A 23,661-nucleotide genomic window follows, 5' to 3' on the forward strand; every position below is an offset into this window, starting at 1 on the left:
TCTGCTTACTTCCCTTGATCTGGACTCAGCATCGTCAGCGAAATCCGGCCTTTTTTCTGGTCGACATCATCCACCCAAACCGTCACAATATCGCCCACCGAAACAACATCCATCGGCTTGCGGACGAAAGAATTGCTCAGCTTCGAAATATGAACGAGCCCATCCTGCTTCACTCCGATATCGACAAAAGCCCCGAAATCAACGACATTCCGCACCGTTCCTTGCAACTCCATCCCGCTTTTCAAATCTTCCATCGAAATAACATCTTGCTTCAAAAGTGGTGCATCGAGCTCATCACGCAAATCGCGTCCTGGAGCCACGAGCGAATCCACGATATCCTGAAGCGTCTCTTTTCCGACTTCAAGCTCTGCTGCCATCTCGGTTAGGCTGAACTGCTCCAATGCTTTTTTCAGCTCCTGTGAACCGAGATCTGTCAATTGGAATCCAGCCGAAACAACGATTTTCTCTGCTGTCGCGTAGCTTTCTGGATGGATTGCCGTGGCGTCAAGCGGGTGCTTTCCTTCCAAAATACGCAAGAATCCGATACTTTGTTCATATGATTTAGCGCCTAGACGCGGTACTTTTTTGAGTTCTTTGCGTGATGCGAACGGTCCATTTTCCTCGCGGTATTTGCGAATGTTCCCCGCCACCGTTTTATTCAAACCAGCGACATATTGCAAAAGAGACGCCGAGGCCGTGTTCACGTTGACACCAACTTGGTTTACCGCTGTTTCAACGACAAATGTCAGCGTGTCATTGAGTTGTTTTTGCGCCACATCATGCTGGTATTGCCCTACACCGACGGATTTCGGATCGATTTTTACGAGTTCGGCAAGTGGATCTTGTACGCGACGTCCGATGGAAACCGCGCTTCGTTGTTCGACTTGGAAATCTGGAAACTCTTCGCGCGCAATGTCACTCGCGGAATAAACGCTAGCCCCAGCTTCATTCACGATACAATAATACGCGTTCAAGCTCTCTTCCTTGATTAGTTCGGCGATAAATTGCTCGGATTCGCGTGACGCCGTTCCGTTTCCAATCGCCACAACTTCGACATCGTACGCCTTCATCAACTGCAATACTTTTTGCTTCGCGTCTGCTTTTTTATTTTGAGGCGGATGTGGATAAATCACGTCGATCGTCAACACTTTCCCCGTTTTATCAAGCAATGCCAGCTTACATCCCGTCCGATACGCCGGGTCCAGTCCTAAGATGATTTTTCCCTTCAACGGCGGTTGCAAAAGTAATTTACGCAAGTTCTCCGCAAAAATATGAATCGCCTGCTCCTCCGCGGCTTCCGTCAATTCCGCACGAATTTCACGCTCAATGGCTGGGCCGATAAAGCGCTTGTATGCATCCTCTAACGCCGTCACCACATAGCTTTCCGCGATTGATCCAGGTTTCTTAATCACCTGTTTGCGTAGATATTCGATGATTTTAAGCGGATCTACCACGACCGAAACGCGTAAGATGTCCTCTTTTTCGCCACGATTGAAAGCCAACACGCGGTGACTCGCCACTTTTCCGATGATTTCTTGGTAGTCGTAATACATCTCGTACACCGATTTCTCATCCAGTTCGACCTTTTTACCGACCGATTGCATCATGCCAAATTTCCGAGTAAATTCGCGAATCCATTTTCGGTATGTCGGCTCGTCTGAAATGACTTCCGCGATAATTTCATGCGCCCCTAAAAAGACATCCTCGATCGTCGCTACTTCGTGTTCCGCGGAGATATATTTTGCCGCTTCCGCCATCACGTCCCCTGACTGCGGGAATGTCAGCAGCCAAGTCGCGAAGGGTTCCAAGCCTTTTTCTTTAGCAATCGTTGCTTTCGTACGCTTCTTCTGTTTGTACGGGCGATATAAATCCTCCAACGCTTGGTGTTTCTCCGCCTTCGTAATCGCCGCCGCCAAATCCTCCGTAAGCTTGCCCTGCTCCTCAATCAATCGTAAAATTTCTTCCTTGCGCTGCTCCAATTTTTCCACATACGCGTAACGTTCTTCAATATTTCGAATCTCGACCTCATCCAGGCTACCAGTCATTTCCTTCCGGTAACGCGCGATAAACGGCACGGTATTTCCCTCGTTTAGTAGGCCAATAACCGCGTTAATCTGGTTTGGGCGATATGGTAGTGATTTATGTACTAGTTTTAAAATTTCTTCCATTTTTATCTTTGCCTCCATAAAATTCATCTGTTTGTATTGTACCATAGAAATTGGGGTTGAGGGGGAATCACGAGCATAAGGAAATAAGGATTTATCGACTGGGTTGAGTGGATAAATCCTTAGAGTATCAGTATGTTGTAGCTCTTATGAGGCATCACTTGCCAATTTAGAGCCTCAATACGAGTACGAACAGAGTGAGCATTCGTTCCTTGCATTCTGTCGAGGTTAAACGGGCTCTTTCAGCACTTCATTTGATCCGGCTTCGGAAGCCAGACCCTCGAAATTTTCGTGCCCTCCGCAAAAACCAAGAACGGGTTTTCACTGCGGCCCCTAACAAATTTTTTCGGGTCTAACGGGCTTCCTCAGCACTTCATTTTCCCCATCAAAAAAGTCACATCATCTTCCGGCACTTCAACAACATTGCTCTCAATGCAGTGGCCTGTGTTTTCTATGTTGGCGCTCGCGTAGAGGTATTTCTTTATCCCTGCTAATGTCAAGCCATCGGAGTGCATCAAGAATCTGGAGCCTGGGCGGTAGCTGAATTCTTGTGTCCGAATTTTTTGCCTTCTTCCAGATAGAAATCCTGTCGATGATATCGGATAGACCAACTCGTCGTCTTCTCCTACCATAAAAAATCGGATATTCCCAATTCCGCAATAAATCAGTTTTTGCTTAGCCCAATCTGTTCGCCAAATCGCAATCGCGGCGCCTCGTAGTCCAGCTACTGCTTCGTTAGAGCGCGCCACGATGTCCGCTAGTGACTTTAATGAGCTATTCGCATCAATAGCTTCCACAACCGCTTTTGCGGCCTTCTCGGCTTCCTTACCGCTTCCAAGGCCATCCACTAGTGCGCAGAGAATTCCCGACGCGTCTTCTTTTATAAAAAATTGATCACCACAATGTCGCTGTAAGTGTTTTGCACGCTGGAAAACATAGATTTCCGTGTCTAAATCCGACTGCCACATCGCCTGCATCTATTCTAAATCCTCATCTTGCAATGCCGCGCGTAACTTCTTAATCGCTTGGCGCTGAATCCGCGAAACGTGCATCTGCGAAATATCCAGCAAGTCACCGGTCTCTTTTTGACTGCGGTTCTCAATGAACGTATATTGCAAAATTTTCTGCTCCCGCTCATCTAGCGCTGGCAATACCTTCTCCAGCAACATCCGCTGATTCACTCGTTCAAAACCATCGTCCTCGCCGCCAACAACATCCAGCAGCGTGATTGTGCTTCCGTCCGAATCCGCCTCAATCGAATGATCCACAGACAAAGCCTGATAACTTTTGCCCATTTCCATAGCTTCTAAAATTTCCTCTTCTGTCGCACCGATAAAATCCGCGATATCGCTAATTTGTGGTGAGCGTTGCAGTTCGCGCGTCAACTCTTCCACCGCGTTTTTTATCTTCGGACCCAGTTCTTTAATCCGACGTGGCACGTGAACACTCCAAGTTTTATCTCGTAAAAAGCGCTTGATTTCCCCGACAATCGTTGGTACCGCAAACGCTTCGAAACTCTTACCGAACGTTGCATCATATCTGCGAATCGCACCTAGCAAACCGATATTTCCAACCTGCACTAAATCTTCATGAAATGATTTACCTTGAGAATACTTGCGGGCAATGGATTCCACCAAATTCTTATAGTGAACAACAAGCTCATATTGCGCTTCCTCATCGCCGGTTTCTTGGTAATCACTAATCCATTTGTAGACCTTTTCTTTGGCCTTCTCACGGGCTTCTTCTCTTGCCGCTAGTTCCTCAGGTCGAGATAATTTTGGCATTCCCCTCCACCTGCTTTTCCTCTATATATTTAGTCATAACAACCGAAACTCCGTTATCATAATGCAGCTCGACATCATCCATCAATGCCTCAATTAAAAATAAACCTAACCCTCCAACGCGCAACATATCCGCATCGCTTTCCTCTTCATACGGGCCAATTTCAGCCTTGCGCTTCTCGAGATCAAAGCTCTTGCCTTCATCCGTGACACGCACCTCTAACTTATCTTCATAAATGGAGAAAGTAATCTGAATTTCACCACTATCCTCTTCACTAAAAGCATGTTTTACAGCATTCGTGATCGCTTCACTAATCGCAATCTTCAAATCTTCAATTGCTTCAAAAGAAAATCCGATTCGGCTTGCGACGCCTGATACTGCTAATCGTCCTAAGCTTACGAACTCAGGTTTTGCCGGAATTTTTAGCTCAATCGTGTCATACATTGTTGCCATTCATTTCACCCTCTACATTTTTGATTTCAATAATATCAGTCAAACCAGTAATCTCGAATAAACGATAAATACGATCCGACAATCCAACCAATTCCAATTCACTCTTCTTCGCACGCAAGTTTTTAAACAGGCCAACAAAAACGCCTAAACCCGTGCTGTCCATGTAACTCACACCAGCTAAATCAATCTGTAACTTGAAATTATCTTGATCCACAAACTCGCTCAAGGCCTCTTTTAATTTCGGTGCCGTGTACGCGTCAATCTCGCCACCCACAACTACTTTCGCATGATTACTATCAGTTTCTCTGATCTCTACTTTGATATTCATCATTTCACCTCGCCCATTTTGTATATCCAGAATACTTACCCTGAATACCATTACCCTAAACACGTTTTAAACAAATGAGTGTAAAATCGTCGCGCAATTCATAGTCCTGGACTTTACACAAGTGATCATACACCTCCTTAACCAACCTCTGAGGCGGCAAATCAATGCGCTCTTCAAAAACAGCAATCAAATCCTCACGTTCAATGAATCCATCCGCTGTCCGCGTTTCCGTCACACCATCCGACATAATAAAAATCATATCGTCCAACTCCACTTCCTTCTCAAAAGCACGATACGTAGCGCTGCGATCAATACCAAGCGGTAAACCACGCGCATACAAATCGGTAAACTGTCGCGTTTTTGCGCTAAAATACAGTCCCACTTCATGCCCCGCCGACGCAAATTCAAACAAGTGGTGCGCCGTGTCATACAACCCATAAAACATCGTAATAAACATATTATCCGCAATGTTCGTTTCCGCCACTGCATTCAGATTCTGCAACATCTCACTCGGCGTCTTCGTATCACCGCCATAGCTATCCGCTGCATATTTCAGCATCGACATACTAAACGCCGCTGGAATACCTTTTCCAATCACATCCGCAAGCGTCACACTGATTTTATCCTCGCCCTCATTCGTAAAACTGTAAAAATCACCACTCATCTGACGCATCGGCACGCTCACCGCACCAACCTCAAGGCCTTTAACCATCGGGATGTCCGATTTCATCATCGTTTTTTGCATGTCCTCAGCCTGCGCAATTTCACGCCGAAGCGCTATCTGCTCCGTCCGCAAGCTAAGATGCTCCATGTGCGCCAGCCCGTAGCCGACCATCATCTCAAGTAACACGTCAAACGAAGAAGAGACATATTCCGGCAAATCCGCATCATATTCCTCTAAAATCGAGCGATGCAGATTCACCACTTCCTCTGGCGCCACCCGATTTTCCATCGCTTCACGCGTCAATCTTTCGCATGAATACAATATTTCTTCATCTTGATGTTCTAAGTATTTCAGCATAATGTCACGATATTTCTCTTTAAATTCCTTAATCTCCCTATCTTCCATCTAGCGTCGTCCCCCCTAGCGGACCCACTTATGTGTTGTAATAATGGTTCCCTGTGCCCCTTCTTCCACGTTAGATACTAAATCAAACGTGTCCATCAACCGCTTCACGCCTGGCAAACCTGCACCCAGACCACCAGATGTTGTGTAACCATCTTGCATCACTTGTCTGACATCTTTTATTCCTGGGCCTTTATCTTTCGCTATAATTTTCAGCCCGTCTTTTCCTGCTTCTGCTACCTTTTCAATACATATCTCTCCAGTTCCCGCATAGAGAAAAATATTTCGCGCAAGCTCACTAATTGCCGTCGTGATTCTTGCTTGGTCCACCGTACCAAAACCGATTTCCTTCGATACTTTTCGTCCTAACTGGCGAGCGGCGACAATGTCCCACTCATTGATAATCTTGACACAGGATTGGAATTCCATCTCTATTCCCCCAATTCCTGTTTTAATTTTTCCAAACCGCTTTCTAGATCCATCGCGGAAAGGACACCTTCGAATGTAATACCAAGCTCAATCAATGTAATCGCAACTGCCGGCTGGATTCCCGTCACAACCACTGTCGCTCCCATCAATCGAGACATGCTGACAACATCGCCTAAAATTTTTGCAATGAAGGAATCAATAAAATCAATCGACGTAATGTCAATCACGACTCCCCTTGCAGATGTTTCATGGATTTTGGCAAGCAGATCCTCTTGGAATTCTACCGCCGTATGGTCATCGAGTTCACTCTGGATGGAAATTAATAGACATTCTCCCAATTTCAAAATCGGAATTCCCATTCTCTCACTCCTCTTTTTCTACAATCTCTCTATTCGTCATCGCGAGTGCCTTCTCCATGCCTTTTTTCATCGTGCTCGTCGTGATAACTTGATCTAATTCTATCCCTAAATTCACAATCGTCTGCGCAATCTCCGGTCTGATTCCAACGAGCATCGCTTGGCATCCCACCAACCTGACCGCATCACTGGCTTGAATAATGTGATGCGCCACCATCGTGTCCACAATTGGAACCCCGGTAATGTCAATCAGCACAACATCCGAGCGATTCTTCACGACGCCAATCAGCAAATTCTCCATGATCAGCTTCGCCCGCTCCGTATCAATCGTTCCAATAAGCGGCATCACCGAAATCCCATCAAAAATCGGTAAAAGCGGTGCCGAAAGCTCCTGTAACGCCGTTTTCTGAATCGACACCGTCTTCTCCCAAGAATCGGCATACGCGTTCACAACCACATTATACATCGAGGATAACCAATTCTCAAAATGATAATAAATATCCTCATCCGCATTCTTTTTCACAGTACTAAACAACCCTTGCCGCTTCATTTCGCTATACACCAGAAGCCCAAACGTTCGCAAGCCCGCCGTCACAAAATGAACCGACCAACCGAGATGCACCACTTTTTGCGCGAAGTCATCCAGTTTTTCATTAAAGGAACCATCTTTCGTCCCCAGCACATTAGCAACAATCAAATCTAAAAATTCGCGACTTGTATCCTCATATAGAATATCACTCGTCACCAGTAGAATTGCTGGGTCCGCCTGCTCCTTCATCTGTTCCATCCACTTACCTAGCAACACATCTTTGTTTGTATGGATAAAATTCGCAAAATCTCTATACATATCTCTATTTCCAACCTTTCTCCTTGATTGAAGCCTAGTCTAATCTTTCTAAAAAAAAGAGACACAAGAAAAGCAAGGGGGGGAGCAAAATGGGGTTTGCCACAGCCTAAGAAGCTTTTCTCATGTCGGGTACTAAAAGCCAGACATTATATTCTAAACTCAAGTAACATCTAATATGTAATTCTTTTTTTGTTCCTTTGAATCTTCGCGAAACCTTCACGTACTGACTCATCATTCACCTAGTAAAGCCGTCCCTAATCATCAATTATGTAAAAGATACATCCGCTCTACTACTCATAAATATTCGCAATTTTAAAAATCTACTAAGCCCATGCTAATTTCTAACGCCTTGTTTACCTGATTCATCAAGTTATCGTCCAAATGCGTAATCTTGTCCGTCAAGCGTTGTTTATCAATCGTTCTCACCTGTTCTAACAAAATAACAGAATCACGATCAAAACCATGTTTTCGAACTGCCTCAACGTGAGTCGGCAATTTGGCTTTAGAAATCTTTGCCGTAATTGCCGCCACGATGACAGTAGGACTAAATCGATTGCCAATATCGTTTTGAATAACGAGAACAGGCCGTATTCCCCCTTGTTCACTTCCAACAACAGGAGATAAGTCCGCGTAGTAAACATCCCCACGCTTCACCATCGGCTCATTCATCCTCCTAAAACTTGTAAATTTTTATCCTCGGCTTCCGATTCTACATGTGTACATTCACATGCAATCGAAAAGTTAATAGAAGCCATTTCAGTATACCCACGTTCCATTTCGTCACGCAAATCGCGTGCTTTTCTTTGACGTAAAAACTGTTGTGTTGCTTCCATAATCATTTCACTCCGCCCCATTTTTTCTTTTGCCCGAGCCTCATCTAAGTCGTCCAATACCTGCTGCGTCATTTCTACCCAGATTTCTGTCGTGTCTGTCTTTTCTAACACGCGTCACACCCCCAGCTGTGTATTACTCCATAACATGTATATCGTAACACTATAGACGCGCGATTGAAAGGCTTTTCGGAGTGTTTTTCACTAAAAATACGCTATTAGACCTGATTCCCTATCTTTTAGGCTAGACTGAATACCTAAGGGTTAGGAAATATGGTGTGTACTTTCTCATTATAATTCCTAATCAAAAACTATGCACGTAAAAAACCCTCAATTGATGTATTTTTTTGGTACTCGTTCCGAAATAAGGCATGTAATTTCATAATTAATCGTGTTCAAGTGGCTTGCCGCAACGTCTGCCGAGTTTGGCCCACCAATGAGCGTCACTTTTGTCCCAACTGGATATTCGCGCGGTAATTTAATGATACACTGATCCATACAAACCCGACCAATAACCGGCATCAAAACACCATCCACCGACACCTGAAATCCTGAATACGCACGTATAAAACCGTCCGCGTAACCAACAGGCAATGTCGCAACCCATTCACGTTCTTCCGCTTCATACGTGGCGCCGTAGCTCACATGATCTCCAGGCATCAATTCCTTCACCTGCACCATTTCCGTGTATAGCGATAAAGCTGGGCGTAGCTCAAACGGTAAAGCAGGAACAATTTCCGGTGACGGCGTTAATCCATACATCGAAATCCCGAAACGCACCGCATCAAAATCCGCCTGCTCATGCAATAAAGCCGTAGCGCTATTCGCACAATGTACTAAAGTCGGGCGTACCTCCATCGAACCTACAACCTCCCGAAAACAAGCCAGTTGCTTCTCGAAATAGGATGTTTCCAATTGATCCGCCGTCGCGAAATGTGTAAAAATACCTTCTATCGTGATGTCCTCTCGTTTAGCGATCTCCGCCTCTATCTCACGCACTGCTTCCATAGAACGCAATCCTAACCGTCCCATGCCCGTATCCACTTTCAAATGAACATCCAGATTCGTTGGTAACGGCGCTAATCCGGTTAACCATTCGATGTCAAAAACTGTAACGGCAATCCGTTTTTGCGCGGCAACTCCTGCAAACGCCTGCGGAACTGCCCCCATCACCAAAATAAAATCATCAAATCCCGCTTCTCGCAACGCCAAAGCCTCATCCAAAATCGCAACACAAAAACCTTTGGCACCAGCTTCCTTCGCTGTTTTTGCGACTTCCACCATCCCGTGCCCGTACGCATCCGCTTTAACAACAGCGAACAAAGCTACATTCTCTGGTAAATGCGTCCGCTCATTCTGAATATTAGCCCTGATCGCCGCACGATCCACTTCCGCCCAAGTCGGGCGATGCCATCCTGTTACTGCCATTCTTTCCGCCCCCGATCTATTTCTTCAATGATGACTTGCGCTGCAGCACTTCTCCCCGTATGCGTAATGCTGACAAAAACCTGCTCATCCAAACGCTTTGGCTTCGTTAAAATCGGCCGCCCATTCGGCAATGTCAAAATTTCCACATCCGTAAAACTGAGATCCTTCCCAAATCCCGTCCCGTTCGCCTTTGCATAGGCTTCCTTCGCAGAAAAACGTCCCGCCAAAAACTCCACCTTGCGCGAACCACTATACTTAGCGAGCAACTTCTGCTCCTCATCCGTCAGAATGCGTTCCACAAACCGCGGATTGTGCTCCAAAACCTTCTCCACACGATCTAAATCAATCATATCTAACCCGACACCCTTTATCATGGCATCACCTGCTCCAAAAGTTGACACGCCTCATCTGCCGCTGCTTTCCCAGCCTGAATACAGTCTGGAATTCCTACGCCACGATACGACATCCCCGCTAAGAACACAGTCGGATGGCTATGCTTCAACTCTTTCTCCACAAACGCGAGTCGCTCTTGATGTCCCACCGTATATTGCGGCATTGCTTCCTTCATTCGGCTTACTTCATAAAATAGTGGTTCCCCTGTGAGCCCAATCATTTCTCTCAGGTCCGCCTGCACTTTATTTGCCATTTCCTCATCTGTTTGGTCTAATAACCCAACTTGTCCTGCTTTTCCCAGAAACCCGCGAAGCAAAATTTTCCCTTTTGGCACCATATGCGGCCATTTTTCATGTACCCATGTGCAAGCCGTAATATTATAATCCCCCGTTCTTGCTACCAAAAAGCCCGTGCCCTCTGGAATCTCCGGAACTGCGGCCTTATCAAAAGCCAGCGAAATCGTCGCCAAACTTGTCATCGGTTGCTCCGCTAGTGGTTTAACAGCCGGCGTATCAAGCAAAGAAAGCACCACATCATGCGTCGCAGCAATAATAATCGCATCTGCAACAATCCGCTCGCCACTCTCCAAAACAACCGTCGTATTCTCAATCGCCTTCACTTTCGTACTCGCATGCAATCGCTCCGCTGGAAGAGAATCCACCAAAGCGTCCGTTAGCGTCGATAAACCACCAGAAAGCGTCCGAAAAGCCCCTATTGTTTTAGCCGTTCCAGTCGTATTCACCGTCTCCGGTCGATGACTCTTCAACCCATACATCAAACTCCGATGTTCCTTCGCCACCTGCTCAAACTGCGGAAACGTAGCGCGCAGACTCATCTCATAAATGTTTCCCGCATAAATGCCAGCAAGTAGCGGCTCAATTAAGCGAACAACCATCTCTTTACCAAAACGTTGCTCAAAAAAGTCACCAATCGACTGGTCCTCATCTGTCACGTTCGAATCCAGCATCAATTCCTCTAACGCTCTGATTTTGCCGTCTTGCGTTAATAAATCACTCTCTAAAAGCGCCCGAATATCTGTCGGAATCCCCATCACAGAACCTTCTGGAATCGGGTGTAACGCCGCGTCATGATAAATATACGATTTTCCCGTCGCATTCGTAATCAATTGATCCGTCAATCCCAATTCCTCAACAAGCGCCAGTCCCGCAGGCTTACGTGCTAAAAAAGAATCCGGACCTTTTTCAATGATAAAACCGTCGCGATGCACCGTATGGAATTTCCCGCCAAAATGGTCATCTGACTCGAATAACTGCCAGTCCACCGCTTCCTGACTTGCCTGCTTATTGATATAATGCGCTGCGGATAATCCAGTGAGACCGCCGCCGATAATGATGACTTTTTTCATAATAGGTTCCTTCTTTCTAAATAAAGCTTTCTTATTTTGATGGCTGATACCAATGATACAGTCGGTTCGCATCTTGCTGAGCAATGTAGTGCACGCCTGCATTCAAATGCGTTTGCCCCGACTTCAAAAGTACTGTAAAGTGAACAACATTCCCTTTTTTCATCCAAATACTTTGCGCGTAGTCCACCGATTGAACGCGACGCTTTAGCATGAAATTCGTCTGTCTAGAAATGAAAGCACGCCCTTGCATCACAAGCTCGGTCTCCGTCGTGTAAAAGCCTGTGGCACGATACGCCGCGTACGCTTTCCAAGTAAACAATGGCACCAATAACAAGCTGAATAATCCCCATGGGAACAGTAAAATGCTGACGAGTAAAATGACAGGAATCGTCCAGATCAGATTAATAAAGAAAAACCGTCTCAAGCTCGTTTTTGGCGCTCGCTCTAGCTTTTCTATTGGGAATTGATAATCCTCCAGAAACTGCGGTAATATCTCAAGTGCCTTCGCTTTTTTCACAATCGGCAAAATCAGAATGTCACCAGAATGCTCATCATCTCCCGAACTTCCTGCTGTCACAACACGCACCGATGCCAACTTGAGCATTTGACGAAGCGGCGACTCGATTAATTTAACAGATTGAATCCGCTCAAATGCAATCGACGTATGCTCCCGTTGCAGTAGTCCTTTTTCAATGACGATATGGTCGTCGAACTTCATGAGCTTGAACTGGAAATACTTGAATAGCGTAGCGACAATCGCGACTCCCCAAAGAATAAGTAACACGACAAATCCAATGATAACAAGGATTAACACGCCATAACGAAGTATCGTATCGAACTGCTCTTCCACAAAATCGGCTGGAATAAGGTCACGGAATTGCTGACCGAATGCCAAGATGATGAAGAAAATCCCAAAGACGCCACCCGATGTTACCGCCATAAGCAATAACTCCTTGACCTCTAACTGAAATGTAAGCAGTGGTTTCGCATTCTTTTCCTCGACAACAGGAATTTCTGCCGTTTCTACGCTCTCCTCTTCCGCCAATTCCGCGACTTTTCCAGCGCGTAAATCCTTCAATTCCTGTGCCACGCTTGCCGGAACTGCGCTCAAATCTGCCTCGGCTTTCCCACCACCAGCTGTTTCAATTAGAATTTGAACGACATGAAACGGCATATAGAAAAACCATTGCTTCTGCTGAACCGTCTGAATTCGCTCGTATGGGATAAAAATATTTTTCTTAAAAAACAGGCCGTACTTCACGCGAATCCCCTTATCATCCATGCGATAACGGTATGTAAAATACTTGATCAAGGCAGGCGCTAATAACAAAATAATCAAAGCAATCACGAGTAGCGGATACATCCACCACGATAATATCCCCGTGTCATTCAAATTCCGAAACACCGCAAAAATAACAACAGCAATCGGGATAATGCTCTGTCTCACACTAACAATTAATTCCTTAATAAGCGCAATCGGATGCAGACGTCTATCTTCATACATCTTCTTTCGCCACCTTTACAAGCTCTAAAATATGGTGTCTGAGCGCATCCGATTCCTCCGCTTGGACAGCCTCAATCGTATGTACCGTCGCCGCAGTGGAAATGGACACACTAACTAACTTCTGCTTCCGTAGCAATGGTCCCTGATCCGTCTCCACATGCTGCACCCGAATCATCGGAATCAACACCCGACTTCTAAAAATAATCCCATGTTGAATCTCAATCTCGTCGTGTCGAATTTGATAACTCCACCTTGCCCAACGAAAAGGTACAATCAAGAAAAATGTCAACACAAAATATAAAATCGTAAACGCAAAGCCAATCGCGCTCCACCAAAGTGACACATCAATGGCATAAAATAAAATCGCCGCTCCAATCGATATCGCTAAAAATATCAAAATGGCAATCGCATACCCTTGACGCCACACTGTTTTAATCTTCTCTGGTAATTTCTGCGCTAAATTCTCAAGTTCCATAAAACGCCCTCCCTTTTCTTTTAATAATACCTGAAACCCGTTGAAAAATAAAGCTTTATCCCCTGCTATTTTGCATAGGAACCAAGCATATTTATCCCCTTATTTCTCGATTTTGTGTATACTTAGTTTCCAATCAAAACTTCTTAAACTAGTCGTTTTTCGTTCACAGTTTGTTCATTTATCCGTTTTATAATGAGAGATAGAAAGGTGGTAGTAAGCATGAAAAAACGATTTTATGGATTCCTATTATTTATTTTATTCTTTTCAACGAGCATACATATGCCAGTAAACGCGGCCACAACAAGTCCTACTACTTCCGATGACAGCGCCAATGACTTCATGGAAATGTTCGAAATTGACACATATACAGCGGCAAACCCATATATTTTAGTGAGTGGAAATACGGCTACTATCATGTTCACCACGGATGAAGACGCCAAAGTGAGCATTCGCAGCGGTTCTATCTATGTGAAAACAACAGACTACACGCGCGATCAAGAACTATCTATCAATCCATTACAAGAGACAAATCAGCTCATTTTAACCGTTACAACAAAAGCAAGCGTCAGTACTTCCTATCCAATAACGATCAAAACAACACCGGAACCCAAGCATAAAGTCGTGCCAAGAATCACCGAAACATCACTTTCCTCCTCAAGAAGAACACATTCTTAGAAAACTCTCCCACGATTTTCATTTTCATCTCACCTTTATCCTGTAGTATGGACTTAACCACTACTGGAGGGATGGACAGCCTTGAAAAAGAAAATCGGATTTGGTGCCTTATGTTTCCTGATTGCATTGGGTGTCAGTATCTTACTCACACGACCTGATGTAAAAGACACGGCCAGCAAATTAAAAACGGACTATATAGAAGCAACTACCGTCGAAAATGTAAGTGATCCGTTCTCAGAGCTCGTAGAAGAACAGAAAGATTGGTTTATTAAGAAATTAAGCGGATCATAAAAAAAGCATGATAACAGTCGCGATTTAACGACTTGTCATCATGCTTTTGACGTTCTAATTGATAATTTTCTTGAAATCGATGCGTTTGTTGATGTAATACATAATCGGTGCACCGACAGCTAAAACGATGAATTCGCTGATAGCCAGTGTTAGCCACGTATACAAAAACGGAAATTCTAAAACTAGCGCCAGTTCCCAAGCAATGATAAACATCGTCACAGAGAAAACAAGCGTCGTCAGGACCATTCGTACCTTCACATTCGCCACATAGCGACTTAGCAAAATAACGATGGCTAGCGAAATCGCGGACTGCCCGACACCAAATACCCAGTCATACCAACCGAGTGGCGAGAAGAAATTCGCAATCAATACCCCAACTACAATTCCAAAAAAGTATTTCTTATCAAACACGATTAAATGATTGAACATCTCCGACAAACGAAATTGAATATTCGTAAACCCGAAAGGTGCCACAACCAAAGTCACGACAACATAAAGCGCCGCAACGATCGCATTTACCGTCAACGTTTTTATTTTCATTTTATATGAGCTCCCCTTAGTTTTTTTACGTAGGATGGTTTCGAACTACGTTTTCTCATCTATGTTACCTTAAAAACCCCGCTATATCAAGGTCATTTCAACTTTTTTCGCAAGTAAGCGATATCTTATGATAAAGTACTTGCTTTTTTTCGTAAATGGGTGTAAATTCAATTATAGACTTTGGTTGTCCATGATGAATTTATTTTCAATAGCGATAAACTATATCCATAATGAAAGGGAGGTGAACTCGAGTATGCAATTAACGAAAGGCGTAGAGCAAGCGATTTGTATTATCGTTCTGCTGTCAACCCAGGATAACCACAATCCGCTAGCATCCGACGCGATTAGTGAGCATTTGCAAGTATCTCCTTCCTATTTAAAGAAGATTATGCGCAAACTCGTTGTCCAGAATATTATCCGCTCCGTGCCAGGCAATAACGGCGGTTTTTCACTAGCGAAAAGCCCGGAGCAAATCACGTTGCTGGAAGTCGTGGAATCGATGGAAGGCCCAATTTCGATTTATCCAGATACAGGCCTAATCAACAAAGTTTTCCGCGATGGCGAGCACACTTCTAAAGGGGAAGCGGTGTTACATGATGTTTTTAACGGCGCCAACGACCTGATTCGCGACTACTTATCTAAACAAACAGCCGCAGACTTACTGAAACGCACGATGGAACAATCCGAAATACCAGTACTTAACTGGAACACAATGAATCTAAGCAATCAAAAGGAGAAAGAGTGAGTTTTATGAATATGTTAAAGCAAGAATGGAAACGACTTTTAAACAACAAAATCCTGCTCGTTTCGACGATCGTTATTATGTTTATCCCGATTTTATACGGCGGCGTTTTCCTGAAATCTGTTTGGGACCCGTACGGCAAAACAAGTGAGCTTCCTGTTGCGGTCGTCAATGAAGACCAAGTGGCGAATTACGAAGGCCAAGAGCTCGATGTCGGGAATGAACTCGTCAAAGAACTGAAGAAAAATAACGATTTAGACTGGAATTTTCTTGATGCGAAAACCGCCAATAAAGGTTTAAAAGACGGCAAGTATTACATGGTCATCACGATTCCGAAAGACTTTTCCAAAAATGCCTCTACCGTTCTTGATGCGACACCTAAAAAAATGAATCTTTCTTATGAAATCAACCCCGCGCAGAACTATATCGGGGAAGTCGTCACTGGCCAAGGCGCATCAGCCGTCAACGCCAAAATTTCGAAAAAAGTAACGGAAAGCTATGCCAAAGCCATTTTTTCACAGATAGCAAAAGTTGGCGATGGCTTCGAAACAGCCGCGGACGGTTCTAAAAAAATCGACGACGGCACGATTCAGTTGAAAGACGGCAGTAAAACACTGACTGCAAAACTAAACGAACTCGCAGCAAGTACGCCGAAACTGGCAGATGGCGCGAATAAAATCAACGTAGCGCTCGGCACAACGGTAGCAGATGGCGTGGACAAATTAAACGCCGGCGCTGGCAAACTAAACAGCTCACTCGGCCAATATACGGCTGGCGTGTCACAAGTCCAATCAGGTCTGGGAAAATTGCAAGATGGAACGGCGCAACTAAACGCGAACTCCCCTGCCCTACTTGCCGGAAGCGGTAAATTAGCAGAAGGACTCGGCACGCTAAACGCAAGCACAGAAACACTTGCCGCCAAAGTTCCCGAACTAAACAACGGCCAACAATCCCTAAACAACGGTTTGCAAAAATTACAAGCCGGAAGCACCAAGTTAGACGCTGGTCTTAACAAATTGGCGAACGGACTTCCAACCGCGGACAACGTTAAAGAACTAACATCCGGATTAAACGCGATGAAAGCCGGCATCAACACGATTAACTCGTCCCTACAAGCAGGCGGCGACCTAAGTGCTTCGATGAAAACATTACAAACCAATTTAAAAACAATGGAAACAGCCATCACCGATCTAGGCACTTCCATCCAAAATAACGGCAAAAACACAACGACCGCCGTTGCTAGTACGAGCGCGTTCCAAAGCCTAACACCAGCACAACAAAAAGAAATCACAGACGCGCTCGGCACAGAATTAACGAAACAAGCTGGACAACAAGTAGCTATTGCACAAAAACTCGGCGCTAATTTATCCAGTACCGCAGACATTTTACAAAATAAATTACAACCCGTGGCAGGAAGCTTAGGTACATTAAAAGCTGGCGTTGCGGAACTAGATAGCAAAGCATCGGTCGGCATCCCTGTCGCAGTCCAAGCAATCCAAGGCTACGACACCATCCGCAGCGCGTTCGTTGCTAACAATAGCATTTTAGACGGATCAGCAGCCTTAAAAGCAGGTCTTGATTCAGCCGTATCAGGAAGCAACCAACTCGCATCCGGAACAGCCACGTTGAACAATAGCGTTCCCGCCCTAGTCGGTGGCGTATCGCAACTCGCAGCAGGTTCTGACACATTAAACAGCGGTTTGCAAACCTACACGAACGGCGTTGGCACCGTGCATGACGGCATCAACCAAGCGAGCAGCGGCGCAACCCAATTAGCCGAGAACAACCCAGCCTTACTCGCAGGTTCATCCGCTCTCGCAAACGGAACAAACACACTAGCAGGCGGTTTACCAGAACTCATCAACGGAACCAATGCCCTTGCAAGTGGCGCGACACAAGTAAGCGACGGCTCAGGCAAACTCGCAACCGGATCAGCAACCATCGCCTCTAATCTCGTGAAACTAAACGACGGCACAAGCGAACTAGCAACCAAACTAAAAGACGGCGCAGCGGAAGTCGGCAAAATCGATCCTTCATCGAAAACGTATGACATGATCGCACAACCAACCGACCTCACCGAGAAAAAACTAAGCAACGTACCAAACTACGGACACGGTTTAGCTCCTTACGTCCTATCACTTGGCCTATATGTCGGCGCATTGGTATTTAACTTTATCTTCCCAATTCGTCGCCCATCGATGACACCATCATCTGGCGTATCATGGTGGTTAAGTAAATTCTCGATTGGCTTTGTTGCCGCGATTTTACAAGCATTGATTCTTGATTTCGTGATGTTAGCGCTCGGCCTTGAAGTGGCACATTTAGGAGACTTCTTCCTAATCTCGATTTTGACGTCGCTCACTTTCATGTTCCTTGTTATGCTACTCGCAACAGCATTCGGAAACCCAGGTCGCTTCATTGCGATGGTCATCCTCGTGCTACAACTCGGCGCAAGTGGTGGAACATTCCCAATGCCACTCACAGACGGATTCTTCAACGCGCTTAACCCATTCCTACCGATGACACATTCCGTTTACGGCTTCCGTCAAGCGATCTCATCAGGACTAGGAAATCATCTTTTCGTCGTCAGCGCGTGGGTATTAGTCGGCTTGATTGTCCTATTCAACGCCCTACTCATCCTGACACTAACGATCAGAAAAAACAAACGCTTCCCAGTGACAACATTACAAGAACAAACAGTATAACCCAAAATACCGCGAAAATCCGGCTCTTTTAACATGCCAGGTTTTGCGGTATTTTTTGCGTATCGGAGGTTCTTCCTTGCCTTTGTCCTAACTCCAAGGTTTATAATGAAAGTATCATTCGGAGGTGAACAAAGATGAATATTAAGCAAGCGGCGGATATGTTTGAGTTAACCGTCGATACGCTGCGTTATTACGAACGAGTTGGCGTTATTCCCCCAGTTCATCGCAATGCGAGTGGCTATCGGGATTATGCGACGAGCGATTTGAACTGGATTTACCTCGCGAAAAATTTGCGCAGAGCCGGTCTTTCCGTGGAATCCCTCATCGAATTTGCTACGCTCGCCCAATTACGTGAAACGCAAAATGTCGAAGAGGCTCAAAAACAAGTTTTGCGAGATCAGTTGAAAGAACTGGACGACAAACTAGCCGAAATGAACCAAGTGCGCGATTTGCTCGTCTATAAAATCGAAACGTACGACGAACATATCGCGAAATTTAAAACAGGTGAACTGAACGCGGAGAACATCGAAAAACTCTGGGAACGAAAACAGGACTAAAATATTTGCTATGGAGTGCACTTCAGGGTTTATAGTTAGCATGAGAGCTATCACTAAAATCTAGGAGGAGTTATGCATGAAAACTGTTACATTGAACAATGGTGTGGAAATACCGATTTTAGGATTTGGAACGTTTCAAATTACGGACCCTGAGCAAGCAGAAACGGCTGTGCAGGAAGCGATCCAAGCCGGTTATCGTCACATCGACACCGCGCAAAGTTACATGAACGAAGAGACGGTTGGTCGTGGCATCGCTAAATCCGGCGTCGCACGCGAAGAGCTGTTTATCACAACAAAAATTTGGGTCGAAAACGCTAGCTACGACGGTGTTCTTTCCTCATTTGATCGCTCGTTGCAACGCCTTGGCTTGGACTACATTGATTTACTGCTGATTCACCAACCGTACAGCGACGTTTACGGTGCTTGGCGAGCCATGGAAGAATTACAAGAACAAGGAAAAATTCGCGCCATCGGGATTTCCAATTTTGCAGTGGATCGGGCTGTGGACTTAGCTGAATTCAACAAAGTTACGCCACAAGTCAACCAAATCGAAATCAATCCATTCCAACAACAAACGCAAAATATCGCGGCGCTAAAAGCAGAAGGCATCATGCCAGAAGCCTGGGCACCGTTCGCGGAAGGTAAAAACGATATTTTCCACAACCCAATTCTCGTGAAAATCGGTGAAAAATACGGCAAATCCGTCGCGCAAGTGATTACTCGCTGGCTGGTGGAACAGGACATCATCGTCTTAGCGAAATCCGTGAAACCTGAACGAATGCAGGAAAACCTCGATGTCTTTGATTTTGCGTTGACAGATGCGGATAAACAGGAAATCGCGACGCTAAATGAAGGAGAAAGCCAGTTCTTCTCGCACGCCGATCCAGAAATGATTCGCTGGATGGCGAGCCGGAAAATGGGCGTTTAACAAAGAAAAGCTTAGTATCACATGATTGAGGCAAAACCTCACCGTGGTACTAAGCTTTATTTTTAGTTCTCAAGTTCTTCTAATTTTGATTCGCTTATTTCAATACTAGTTTCAGCCTGCTCTGGCGCTACGTATGCCCCATTCTCTTCCACATACATTCCTTGTGTAGGGTTGACAATACTAGAAGGTGAGCCCTCATAATCTTGTAAAAAAAGTAAATATTCATTCCCAGTTTCAAGCAACACTATCCCAGATTCCGAATAGGGGTAGAACCAGCATCTCCGAGTAAATCGGACATTACGTAATATTCTGACTATAATACTTAGAATCTTTTGTAAATCGAGTTTCTTCTATGATATATTTCACCATAATAAAACACCCCTAAATTTAGATTTTTGGTCTAACTTTTGGGGTGCACATCAAGTTTGGGAGGAAATTTTTTTAGGTAGTAAAAATATATCCCATTTCAAGTTTAAGGTACTCTACCCGCGTACTTGTACTTTTACATACAAAGTATTTATTACTGGACCATTCTTTCTACAGATGCAATCTCCTTAAACGGTACATAAACACCATCACCCTCTGTTCTAGCGACAACTTTTACAACATCGCCAGCATTTAATGATAAAGGCTTGGTATACAATGTTTTTGTTGTATAGCGGTCTGATAATGGAGCTGGAACTTGCTGAATATACCTTCCGTTTACATAAATAGCATAGGATGCTGCTCCAGGTAGTTGATTACCAGAAATATAATGAATTCCTGAAATTAATGGATCGATTGAAAAATCGGTTCCGGGCTCTGGCAATGGAGCTACTACACCCTGTGTTACGGTCGTTTTAGCAGAACCAATTTCTTTAAAAGGAACATATACTCCGTCCCCTTCTGTACGAGCTATCACTTCCACAACATCGCCAGCATTTAATGATAAGGGATTGGTATACAATGTTTTTGTTGTGTAGCGGCCTGATAATGGAGCTGGAACTTGCTGAATATACCTTCCATTTACATAAATAGCATAGGATGCTGCTCCAGGTTGTTGATTACCAGAAATATAATGAATTCCTGAAACAAGTGGATCAATTGTCAACTTGTCACCTGCTGAGTTTGTTTCTGCCTTTACTGAAAGTGTGCTTGAAAACAAGGATCCAGAAAACATTAAAATTACTAGTAAAGATTTAAATATTTTTGTCATCTAATTTACCACCTTTCTTCTTAATACATCTTAGTATACCTAGAAAATATTAACTGGTCCTTAAGCCAATATTAAAATTTTTGTAACTACAAGTATTAAATTTTAGTACGATATCTCATTACTTATTATAATCTTACTCTGTTTTTTGTTTATTTATGAGCAACAGGTATGACTACTTTACCATACACATATGAAATCACGTTTGTTACTCACTACTTCTCTATATTTCTATCAACTCGTACAAGACAAGCAACTTCCAGAATTCATCCAAGCTATCGGCACTTTTCAACGCTGGGAAACAGAAATTATCAATGCCTTACCCACACTTATCCAATGGCTTCGTAGAAGGCATCAACAACCGAACCAAGGTTATCAAACGTACTTCTTATGGCTACCGTGACTTTTCACGATTCCGCGCCAAGATACTTGCCCAGCACTTTATCAAAAATTTTGACATTTCTGTAGGCTAAAAAGAGGCACAGGCTATTGTTTCCCTAGCTTGGCCTCGATATTTTACCTCAACAATTGACAAAGAGCCATAAAACATTCATAATCCATATAGTTTTGTTACAAACATATTTCTAAGAAGGTATTTCTCTAACGAAAAACATACAAAAAAAACTCCGAATCAGCTGATAACAACTAATTCGGAGTTTGGTTTTATTATTTAGCGTTGCCGCCTTTGTTTCCGCCGCCAGAGCCAGCTTTGCGATCGTTGCTGTAACGACGTCCGCCGCCATTTCCAGCGCCTGAACCGCCTTTGCCGCGATAACCGCCGCCTCCGCCTTTGCGATCTCCACCGCCAGAGCCGCCACGATAGCCGCCTTTGCCGCGATAGCCACCGCCACCTTTGCCTTTACCGCCTCCGCCTTTTCCTCCGCGATGAGGTAATGGACGTTCTTCGGAAATGTGGACTGGTGTTTGGTCTGGTTCTTTTGATAACAGTTTCAACATTGCTGCTGCGATATCTGTTGGATCGTATTCTTCTAGTAATTTCGTTGCTACTACTTTATAGTCAGCTAGGCTGTCTTCGCGAACAATATCGCTAATTTTTTCAGTAGCTACGCGCAATTGACCTTCGAATGCTTCGTCCCATGTTGGTGGTTGAAGTGGTGTCATGCGTTTTTTCGTAGTATCTTCCACGATTTTTAGGTAACCCATTTCACGTGGTGATACGAATGTTACTGCCATACCTTCTTTGCCGGCACGACCAGTACGTCCAACACGATGGACATATGACTCTGGATCTTGCGGGATATCGAAGTTATAAACGTGTGTTACGCCAGAAATATCTAAACCACGTGCTGCTACATCTGTCGCAACAAGGATGTCGATTTTTCCTTCTTTAAACTTACGCAATACGCTCATACGTTTCGCTTGGGTCAAATCACCATGAATACCTTCTGCAACATAGCCACGCATGTCAAGCGCGCGAGATACTTCGTCAACACGGCGTTTTGTACGACCAAATACGATCGCAAGTTCTGGTGCTTGTACGTCTAAAAGTCTTGAAAGAACGTCGAATTTCTCTCTTTCGTTCACTTTTACGAAGAATTGCTCGATTAATAGAGCTGTCATTTCTTTTGCTTTTACTTGTACCAATTCCGGATTTTTCATGAAACGTTCTGCGATGCGTTGGATTGGTTTTGGCATTGTTGCTGAGAATAGCAACGTTTGACGCTCGTCTGGAACTGTTTTTAGGATCGACTCGATATCATCGATGAATCCCATGTTTAGCATTTCATCTGCTTCATCCAATACTAATGTTTCCACGTTTTCTAGACGCAACGTTTTACGGTTGATATGGTCTAAAATACGTCCTGGCGTACCAACAACGATTTGTGGATTTTTCTTTAATGAACGGATTTGGCGACTGATGTCAGAACCGCCATATACCGCTAAAACGTGAAGGCGTTTGTCAGATGCTAAGCGATATAGCTCTTCTGAAACTTGAATCGCAAGCTCACGTGTTGGCGCGATAATTAGCGATTGTACGCCTGTTTTTTTAGTGTCAATTTTGTTGATAAGTGGCAAACCGAATGCTGCCGTTTTACCTGTACCTGTTTGTGCTTGTCCAATAATGTCTTTACCTAAAAGACCTAGTGGAATCGTTTTTTCTTGGATTGGGGTCGCTTCCTCAAATCCCATTCTGTTTACTGATTTAACAATTAGCGGATCTAAACCGAACTCCGAAAACTTTGTCAATGTCATTTCTCCTTTAAAAATAAGTTTTTTTGGGAGAGCACTTTCTCATCTTCATCATCTTTACTCATCGTTTTAATTCATCTGGTTAATGCAAGCAAGTTGTTATACTTCGAAACTAACGCCCGCATATTTCATTTTTCTGCAATAGAAAAGCTTGGATAAACCAAGCATATGATTCACGACATAATGGAGGCTGGGAGCAAACATCAACGCCGACAAGCGATCGATTCAGTCCACAGTCTCTTACGCAAAAAATAAAAAAGCCCTCTAATAATAATGTAGGCTTATCGTAAAAACCTAATTAACTTCCACAAACCATCATAACATGAATTCCTTGTGTTTTCAATGATTATACTCGATTTAAGCGTGATATTTGCTTTTTATTTTCAAGTATGCGCATA

26 protein-coding genes and 1 riboswitch are annotated in these 23,661 nt (G+C 44.3%); of the genes, 7 read left to right on the plus strand and 19 right to left on the minus strand.

Annotated elements, in window-relative coordinates; genetic code table 11:
* Positions 1 to 5 precede the first annotated feature (5 nt).
* The 16 genes from DUK53_RS08010 to DUK53_RS08085 all read right to left on the minus strand — a co-directional run bounded on the left by DUK53_RS08010 (position 6) and on the right by DUK53_RS08085 (position 13,422).
* Positions 6 to 2,168 (minus strand): Tex family protein, encoded by a 2,163-nt coding sequence (locus tag DUK53_RS08010; RefSeq protein ID WP_201740721.1) that lies wholly within the window; start codon positions 2,166 to 2,168, stop codon positions 6 to 8.
* A 362-nt stretch (positions 2,169 to 2,530) separates the two neighbouring features.
* Positions 2,531 to 3,133: a PP2C family serine/threonine-protein phosphatase gene (locus tag DUK53_RS08015; RefSeq protein ID WP_036091703.1), complete on the minus strand. Its 603-nt coding sequence runs from the start codon at positions 3,131 to 3,133 to the stop codon at positions 2,531 to 2,533.
* Between the two features lie 9 nt (positions 3,134 to 3,142).
* A complete protein-coding gene (sigB, locus tag DUK53_RS08020; RefSeq protein WP_036091304.1) occupies positions 3,143 to 3,949 on the minus strand; it encodes an RNA polymerase sigma factor SigB in 807 nt (268 codons plus the stop codon).
* Positions 3,927 to 4,400 carry an anti-sigma B factor RsbW gene (gene rsbW / locus DUK53_RS08025; RefSeq protein ID WP_036091302.1) on the minus strand — a complete coding sequence of 158 codons (474 nt, stop codon included), beginning with the start codon at positions 4,398 to 4,400 and terminating at the stop codon, positions 3,927 to 3,929. Before rsbW ends, sigB begins: the two co-directional genes overlap by 23 nt.
* Positions 4,384 to 4,728: an STAS domain-containing protein gene (locus DUK53_RS08030; protein WP_036091300.1), complete on the minus strand. Its 345-nt coding sequence runs from the start codon at positions 4,726 to 4,728 to the stop codon at positions 4,384 to 4,386. Before DUK53_RS08030 ends, rsbW begins: the two co-directional genes overlap by 17 nt.
* Before the next feature lie 55 nt (positions 4,729 to 4,783).
* Positions 4,784 to 5,797, minus strand: a complete 1,014-nt coding sequence (locus tag DUK53_RS08035; protein ID WP_036091299.1) for a PP2C family protein-serine/threonine phosphatase — start codon at positions 5,795 to 5,797, stop codon at positions 4,784 to 4,786.
* Between the two features lie 15 nt (positions 5,798 to 5,812).
* Positions 5,813 to 6,223, minus strand: a complete 411-nt coding sequence (locus tag DUK53_RS08040; RefSeq protein ID WP_036091297.1) for an anti-sigma regulatory factor — start codon at positions 6,221 to 6,223, stop codon at positions 5,813 to 5,815.
* 2 nt (positions 6,224 to 6,225) lie between these two features.
* Positions 6,226 to 6,582, minus strand: coding sequence for an STAS domain-containing protein (locus DUK53_RS08045; protein ID WP_036073255.1), 357 nt, complete (start codon positions 6,580 to 6,582; stop codon positions 6,226 to 6,228).
* A 4-nt stretch (positions 6,583 to 6,586) separates the two neighbouring features.
* Positions 6,587 to 7,426 (minus strand): RsbT co-antagonist protein RsbRA, encoded by an 840-nt coding sequence (locus tag DUK53_RS08050; RefSeq protein WP_036091295.1) that lies wholly within the window; start codon positions 7,424 to 7,426, stop codon positions 6,587 to 6,589.
* A 312-nt stretch (positions 7,427 to 7,738) separates the two neighbouring features.
* Positions 7,739 to 8,083, minus strand: a complete 345-nt coding sequence (locus tag DUK53_RS08055; RefSeq protein ID WP_036132951.1) for a type II toxin-antitoxin system PemK/MazF family toxin — start codon at positions 8,081 to 8,083, stop codon at positions 7,739 to 7,741.
* An 8-nt stretch (positions 8,084 to 8,091) separates the two neighbouring features.
* Positions 8,092 to 8,370: a hypothetical protein gene (locus tag DUK53_RS08060; protein ID WP_036079655.1), complete on the minus strand. Its 279-nt coding sequence runs from the start codon at positions 8,368 to 8,370 to the stop codon at positions 8,092 to 8,094.
* A 216-nt stretch (positions 8,371 to 8,586) separates the two neighbouring features.
* The gene (gene alr / locus DUK53_RS08065; protein ID WP_036091292.1) at positions 8,587 to 9,684 is read right to left on the minus strand and encodes an alanine racemase; all 1,098 of its coding nucleotides are present in this window, start codon (positions 9,682 to 9,684) and stop codon (positions 8,587 to 8,589) included.
* On the minus strand, positions 9,675 to 10,058 hold the full coding sequence (gene acpS / locus DUK53_RS08070; protein WP_036091290.1) for a holo-ACP synthase: 384 nt from the start codon (positions 10,056 to 10,058) through the stop codon (positions 9,675 to 9,677). The genes alr and acpS overlap by 10 nt, the downstream gene beginning before the upstream one ends.
* Positions 10,055 to 11,443: a protoporphyrinogen oxidase gene (gene hemG, locus DUK53_RS08075; RefSeq protein ID WP_036091288.1), complete on the minus strand. Its 1,389-nt coding sequence runs from the start codon at positions 11,441 to 11,443 to the stop codon at positions 10,055 to 10,057. Before hemG ends, acpS begins: the two co-directional genes overlap by 4 nt.
* Positions 11,444 to 11,474: 31 nt before the next feature.
* Entirely contained in the window at positions 11,475 to 12,947 is a 1,473-nt protein-coding gene (locus DUK53_RS08080) for a PH domain-containing protein (RefSeq protein WP_036091286.1), read from the minus strand.
* Entirely contained in the window at positions 12,940 to 13,422 is a 483-nt protein-coding gene (locus DUK53_RS08085) for a PH domain-containing protein (RefSeq protein ID WP_036091283.1), read from the minus strand. The genes DUK53_RS08080 and DUK53_RS08085 overlap by 8 nt, the downstream gene beginning before the upstream one ends.
* A 219-nt stretch (positions 13,423 to 13,641) precedes the next feature.
* On the opposite strand from DUK53_RS08085, the gene DUK53_RS08090 reads away from it, so the two are divergent.
* Positions 13,642 to 14,097: a hypothetical protein gene (locus DUK53_RS08090; RefSeq protein WP_036132870.1), complete on the plus strand. Its 456-nt coding sequence runs from the start codon at positions 13,642 to 13,644 to the stop codon at positions 14,095 to 14,097.
* Between the two features lie 81 nt (positions 14,098 to 14,178).
* A complete protein-coding gene (locus tag DUK53_RS08095; protein WP_036091278.1) occupies positions 14,179 to 14,388 on the plus strand; it encodes a hypothetical protein in 210 nt (69 codons plus the stop codon).
* A gap of 54 nt (positions 14,389 to 14,442) precedes the next feature.
* On the opposite strand, the gene DUK53_RS08100 is transcribed toward DUK53_RS08095, so the two are convergent.
* The gene (locus DUK53_RS08100) at positions 14,443 to 14,928 is read right to left on the minus strand and encodes a QueT transporter family protein (protein ID WP_036132873.1); all 486 of its coding nucleotides are present in this window, start codon (positions 14,926 to 14,928) and stop codon (positions 14,443 to 14,445) included.
* Positions 14,929 to 14,938: 10 nt separating this feature from the next.
* Positions 14,939 to 14,983, minus strand: a riboswitch (PreQ1 riboswitch).
* A gap of 198 nt (positions 14,984 to 15,181) precedes the next feature.
* Between DUK53_RS08100 and DUK53_RS08105 the strand changes: the two genes are divergently transcribed.
* From DUK53_RS08105 to DUK53_RS08120, 4 genes are all read left to right on the plus strand, one after another.
* On the plus strand, positions 15,182 to 15,673 hold the full coding sequence (locus DUK53_RS08105) for an RrF2 family transcriptional regulator (RefSeq protein WP_036091275.1): 492 nt from the start codon (positions 15,182 to 15,184) through the stop codon (positions 15,671 to 15,673).
* Between the two features lie 5 nt (positions 15,674 to 15,678).
* A complete protein-coding gene (locus DUK53_RS08110) occupies positions 15,679 to 18,375 on the plus strand; it encodes a YhgE/Pip domain-containing protein (protein ID WP_036132875.1) in 2,697 nt (898 codons plus the stop codon).
* Positions 18,376 to 18,509: 134 nt separating this feature from the next.
* Positions 18,510 to 18,932, plus strand: a complete 423-nt coding sequence (locus DUK53_RS08115; protein WP_036091271.1) for a MerR family transcriptional regulator — start codon at positions 18,510 to 18,512, stop codon at positions 18,930 to 18,932.
* Positions 18,933 to 19,008: 76 nt separating this feature from the next.
* Positions 19,009 to 19,860, plus strand: coding sequence for an aldo/keto reductase (locus tag DUK53_RS08120; RefSeq protein WP_036091269.1), 852 nt, complete (start codon positions 19,009 to 19,011; stop codon positions 19,858 to 19,860).
* 520 nt (positions 19,861 to 20,380) lie between these two features.
* Here DUK53_RS08120 and DUK53_RS08125 read toward each other — a convergent pair.
* On the minus strand, positions 20,381 to 21,055 hold the full coding sequence (locus tag DUK53_RS08125; RefSeq protein ID WP_036091265.1) for a hypothetical protein: 675 nt from the start codon (positions 21,053 to 21,055) through the stop codon (positions 20,381 to 20,383).
* Between the two features lie 230 nt (positions 21,056 to 21,285).
* On the opposite strand from DUK53_RS08125, the gene DUK53_RS08130 reads away from it, so the two are divergent.
* Positions 21,286 to 21,525 carry a transposase gene (locus tag DUK53_RS08130; protein WP_236637288.1) on the plus strand — a complete coding sequence of 80 codons (240 nt, stop codon included), beginning with the start codon at positions 21,286 to 21,288 and terminating at the stop codon, positions 21,523 to 21,525.
* A 193-nt stretch (positions 21,526 to 21,718) separates the two neighbouring features.
* On the opposite strand, the gene cshA is transcribed toward DUK53_RS08130, so the two are convergent.
* Complete coding sequence (gene cshA, locus DUK53_RS08135; RefSeq protein ID WP_036091262.1) at positions 21,719 to 23,260, minus strand: degradosome RNA helicase CshA; 1,542 nt, start codon at positions 23,258 to 23,260, stop codon at positions 21,719 to 21,721.
* Positions 23,261 to 23,661 lie beyond the last annotated feature (401 nt).

The sequence above is a fragment of the Listeria sp. SHR_NRA_18 genome, from assembly GCF_003856515.1.
GTDB lineage: Bacteria > Bacillota > Bacilli > Lactobacillales > Listeriaceae > Listeria_A > Listeria_A newyorkensis.

Excerpts from the sequence above, each read along its gene's own strand:
- DUK53_RS08045 (WP_036073255.1), bottom strand. The coding sequence starts at position 6,582 with ATGGGAATTCCGATTTTGAAATTGGGAGAATGTCTATTAATTTCCATC.
- sigB (WP_036091304.1), bottom strand. The coding sequence starts at position 3,949 with ATGCCAAAATTATCTCGACCTGAGGAACTAGCGGCAAGAGAAGAAGCC.
- alr (WP_036091292.1), bottom strand. The coding sequence starts at position 9,684 with ATGGCAGTAACAGGATGGCATCGCCCGACTTGGGCGGAAGTGGATCGT.
- DUK53_RS08050 (WP_036091295.1), bottom strand. The coding sequence starts at position 7,426 with ATGTATAGAGATTTTGCGAATTTTATCCATACAAACAAAGATGTGTTG.
- DUK53_RS08085 (WP_036091283.1), bottom strand. The coding sequence starts at position 13,422 with ATGGAACTTGAGAATTTAGCGCAGAAATTACCAGAGAAGATTAAAACA.
- hemG (WP_036091288.1), bottom strand. The coding sequence starts at position 11,443 with ATGAAAAAAGTCATCATTATCGGCGGCGGTCTCACTGGATTATCCGCA.
- DUK53_RS08040 (WP_036091297.1), bottom strand. The coding sequence starts at position 6,223 with ATGGAATTCCAATCCTGTGTCAAGATTATCAATGAGTGGGACATTGTC.
- rsbW (WP_036091302.1), bottom strand. The coding sequence starts at position 4,400 with ATGGCAACAATGTATGACACGATTGAGCTAAAAATTCCGGCAAAACCT.
- DUK53_RS08010 (WP_201740721.1), bottom strand. The coding sequence starts at position 2,168 with ATGGAAGAAATTTTAAAACTAGTACATAAATCACTACCATATCGCCCA.
- DUK53_RS08080 (WP_036091286.1), bottom strand. The coding sequence starts at position 12,947 with ATGTATGAAGATAGACGTCTGCATCCGATTGCGCTTATTAAGGAATTA.
- acpS (WP_036091290.1), bottom strand. The coding sequence starts at position 10,058 with ATGATAAAGGGTGTCGGGTTAGATATGATTGATTTAGATCGTGTGGAG.
- DUK53_RS08120 (WP_036091269.1), top strand. The coding sequence starts at position 19,009 with ATGAAAACTGTTACATTGAACAATGGTGTGGAAATACCGATTTTAGGA.
- DUK53_RS08015 (WP_036091703.1), bottom strand. The coding sequence starts at position 3,133 with ATGTGGCAGTCGGATTTAGACACGGAAATCTATGTTTTCCAGCGTGCA.
- DUK53_RS08115 (WP_036091271.1), top strand. The coding sequence starts at position 18,510 with ATGAATATTAAGCAAGCGGCGGATATGTTTGAGTTAACCGTCGATACG.
- DUK53_RS08105 (WP_036091275.1), top strand. The coding sequence starts at position 15,182 with ATGCAATTAACGAAAGGCGTAGAGCAAGCGATTTGTATTATCGTTCTG.
- DUK53_RS08110 (WP_036132875.1), top strand. The coding sequence starts at position 15,679 with ATGAATATGTTAAAGCAAGAATGGAAACGACTTTTAAACAACAAAATC.
- DUK53_RS08035 (WP_036091299.1), bottom strand. The coding sequence starts at position 5,797 with ATGGAAGATAGGGAGATTAAGGAATTTAAAGAGAAATATCGTGACATT.
- DUK53_RS08125 (WP_036091265.1), bottom strand. The coding sequence starts at position 21,055 with ATGACAAAAATATTTAAATCTTTACTAGTAATTTTAATGTTTTCTGGA.
- DUK53_RS08100 (WP_036132873.1), bottom strand. The coding sequence starts at position 14,928 with ATGAAAATAAAAACGTTGACGGTAAATGCGATCGTTGCGGCGCTTTAT.
- DUK53_RS08090 (WP_036132870.1), top strand. The coding sequence starts at position 13,642 with ATGAAAAAACGATTTTATGGATTCCTATTATTTATTTTATTCTTTTCA.
- DUK53_RS08055 (WP_036132951.1), bottom strand. The coding sequence starts at position 8,083 with ATGGTGAAGCGTGGGGATGTTTACTACGCGGACTTATCTCCTGTTGTT.
- DUK53_RS08030 (WP_036091300.1), bottom strand. The coding sequence starts at position 4,728 with ATGAATATCAAAGTAGAGATCAGAGAAACTGATAGTAATCATGCGAAA.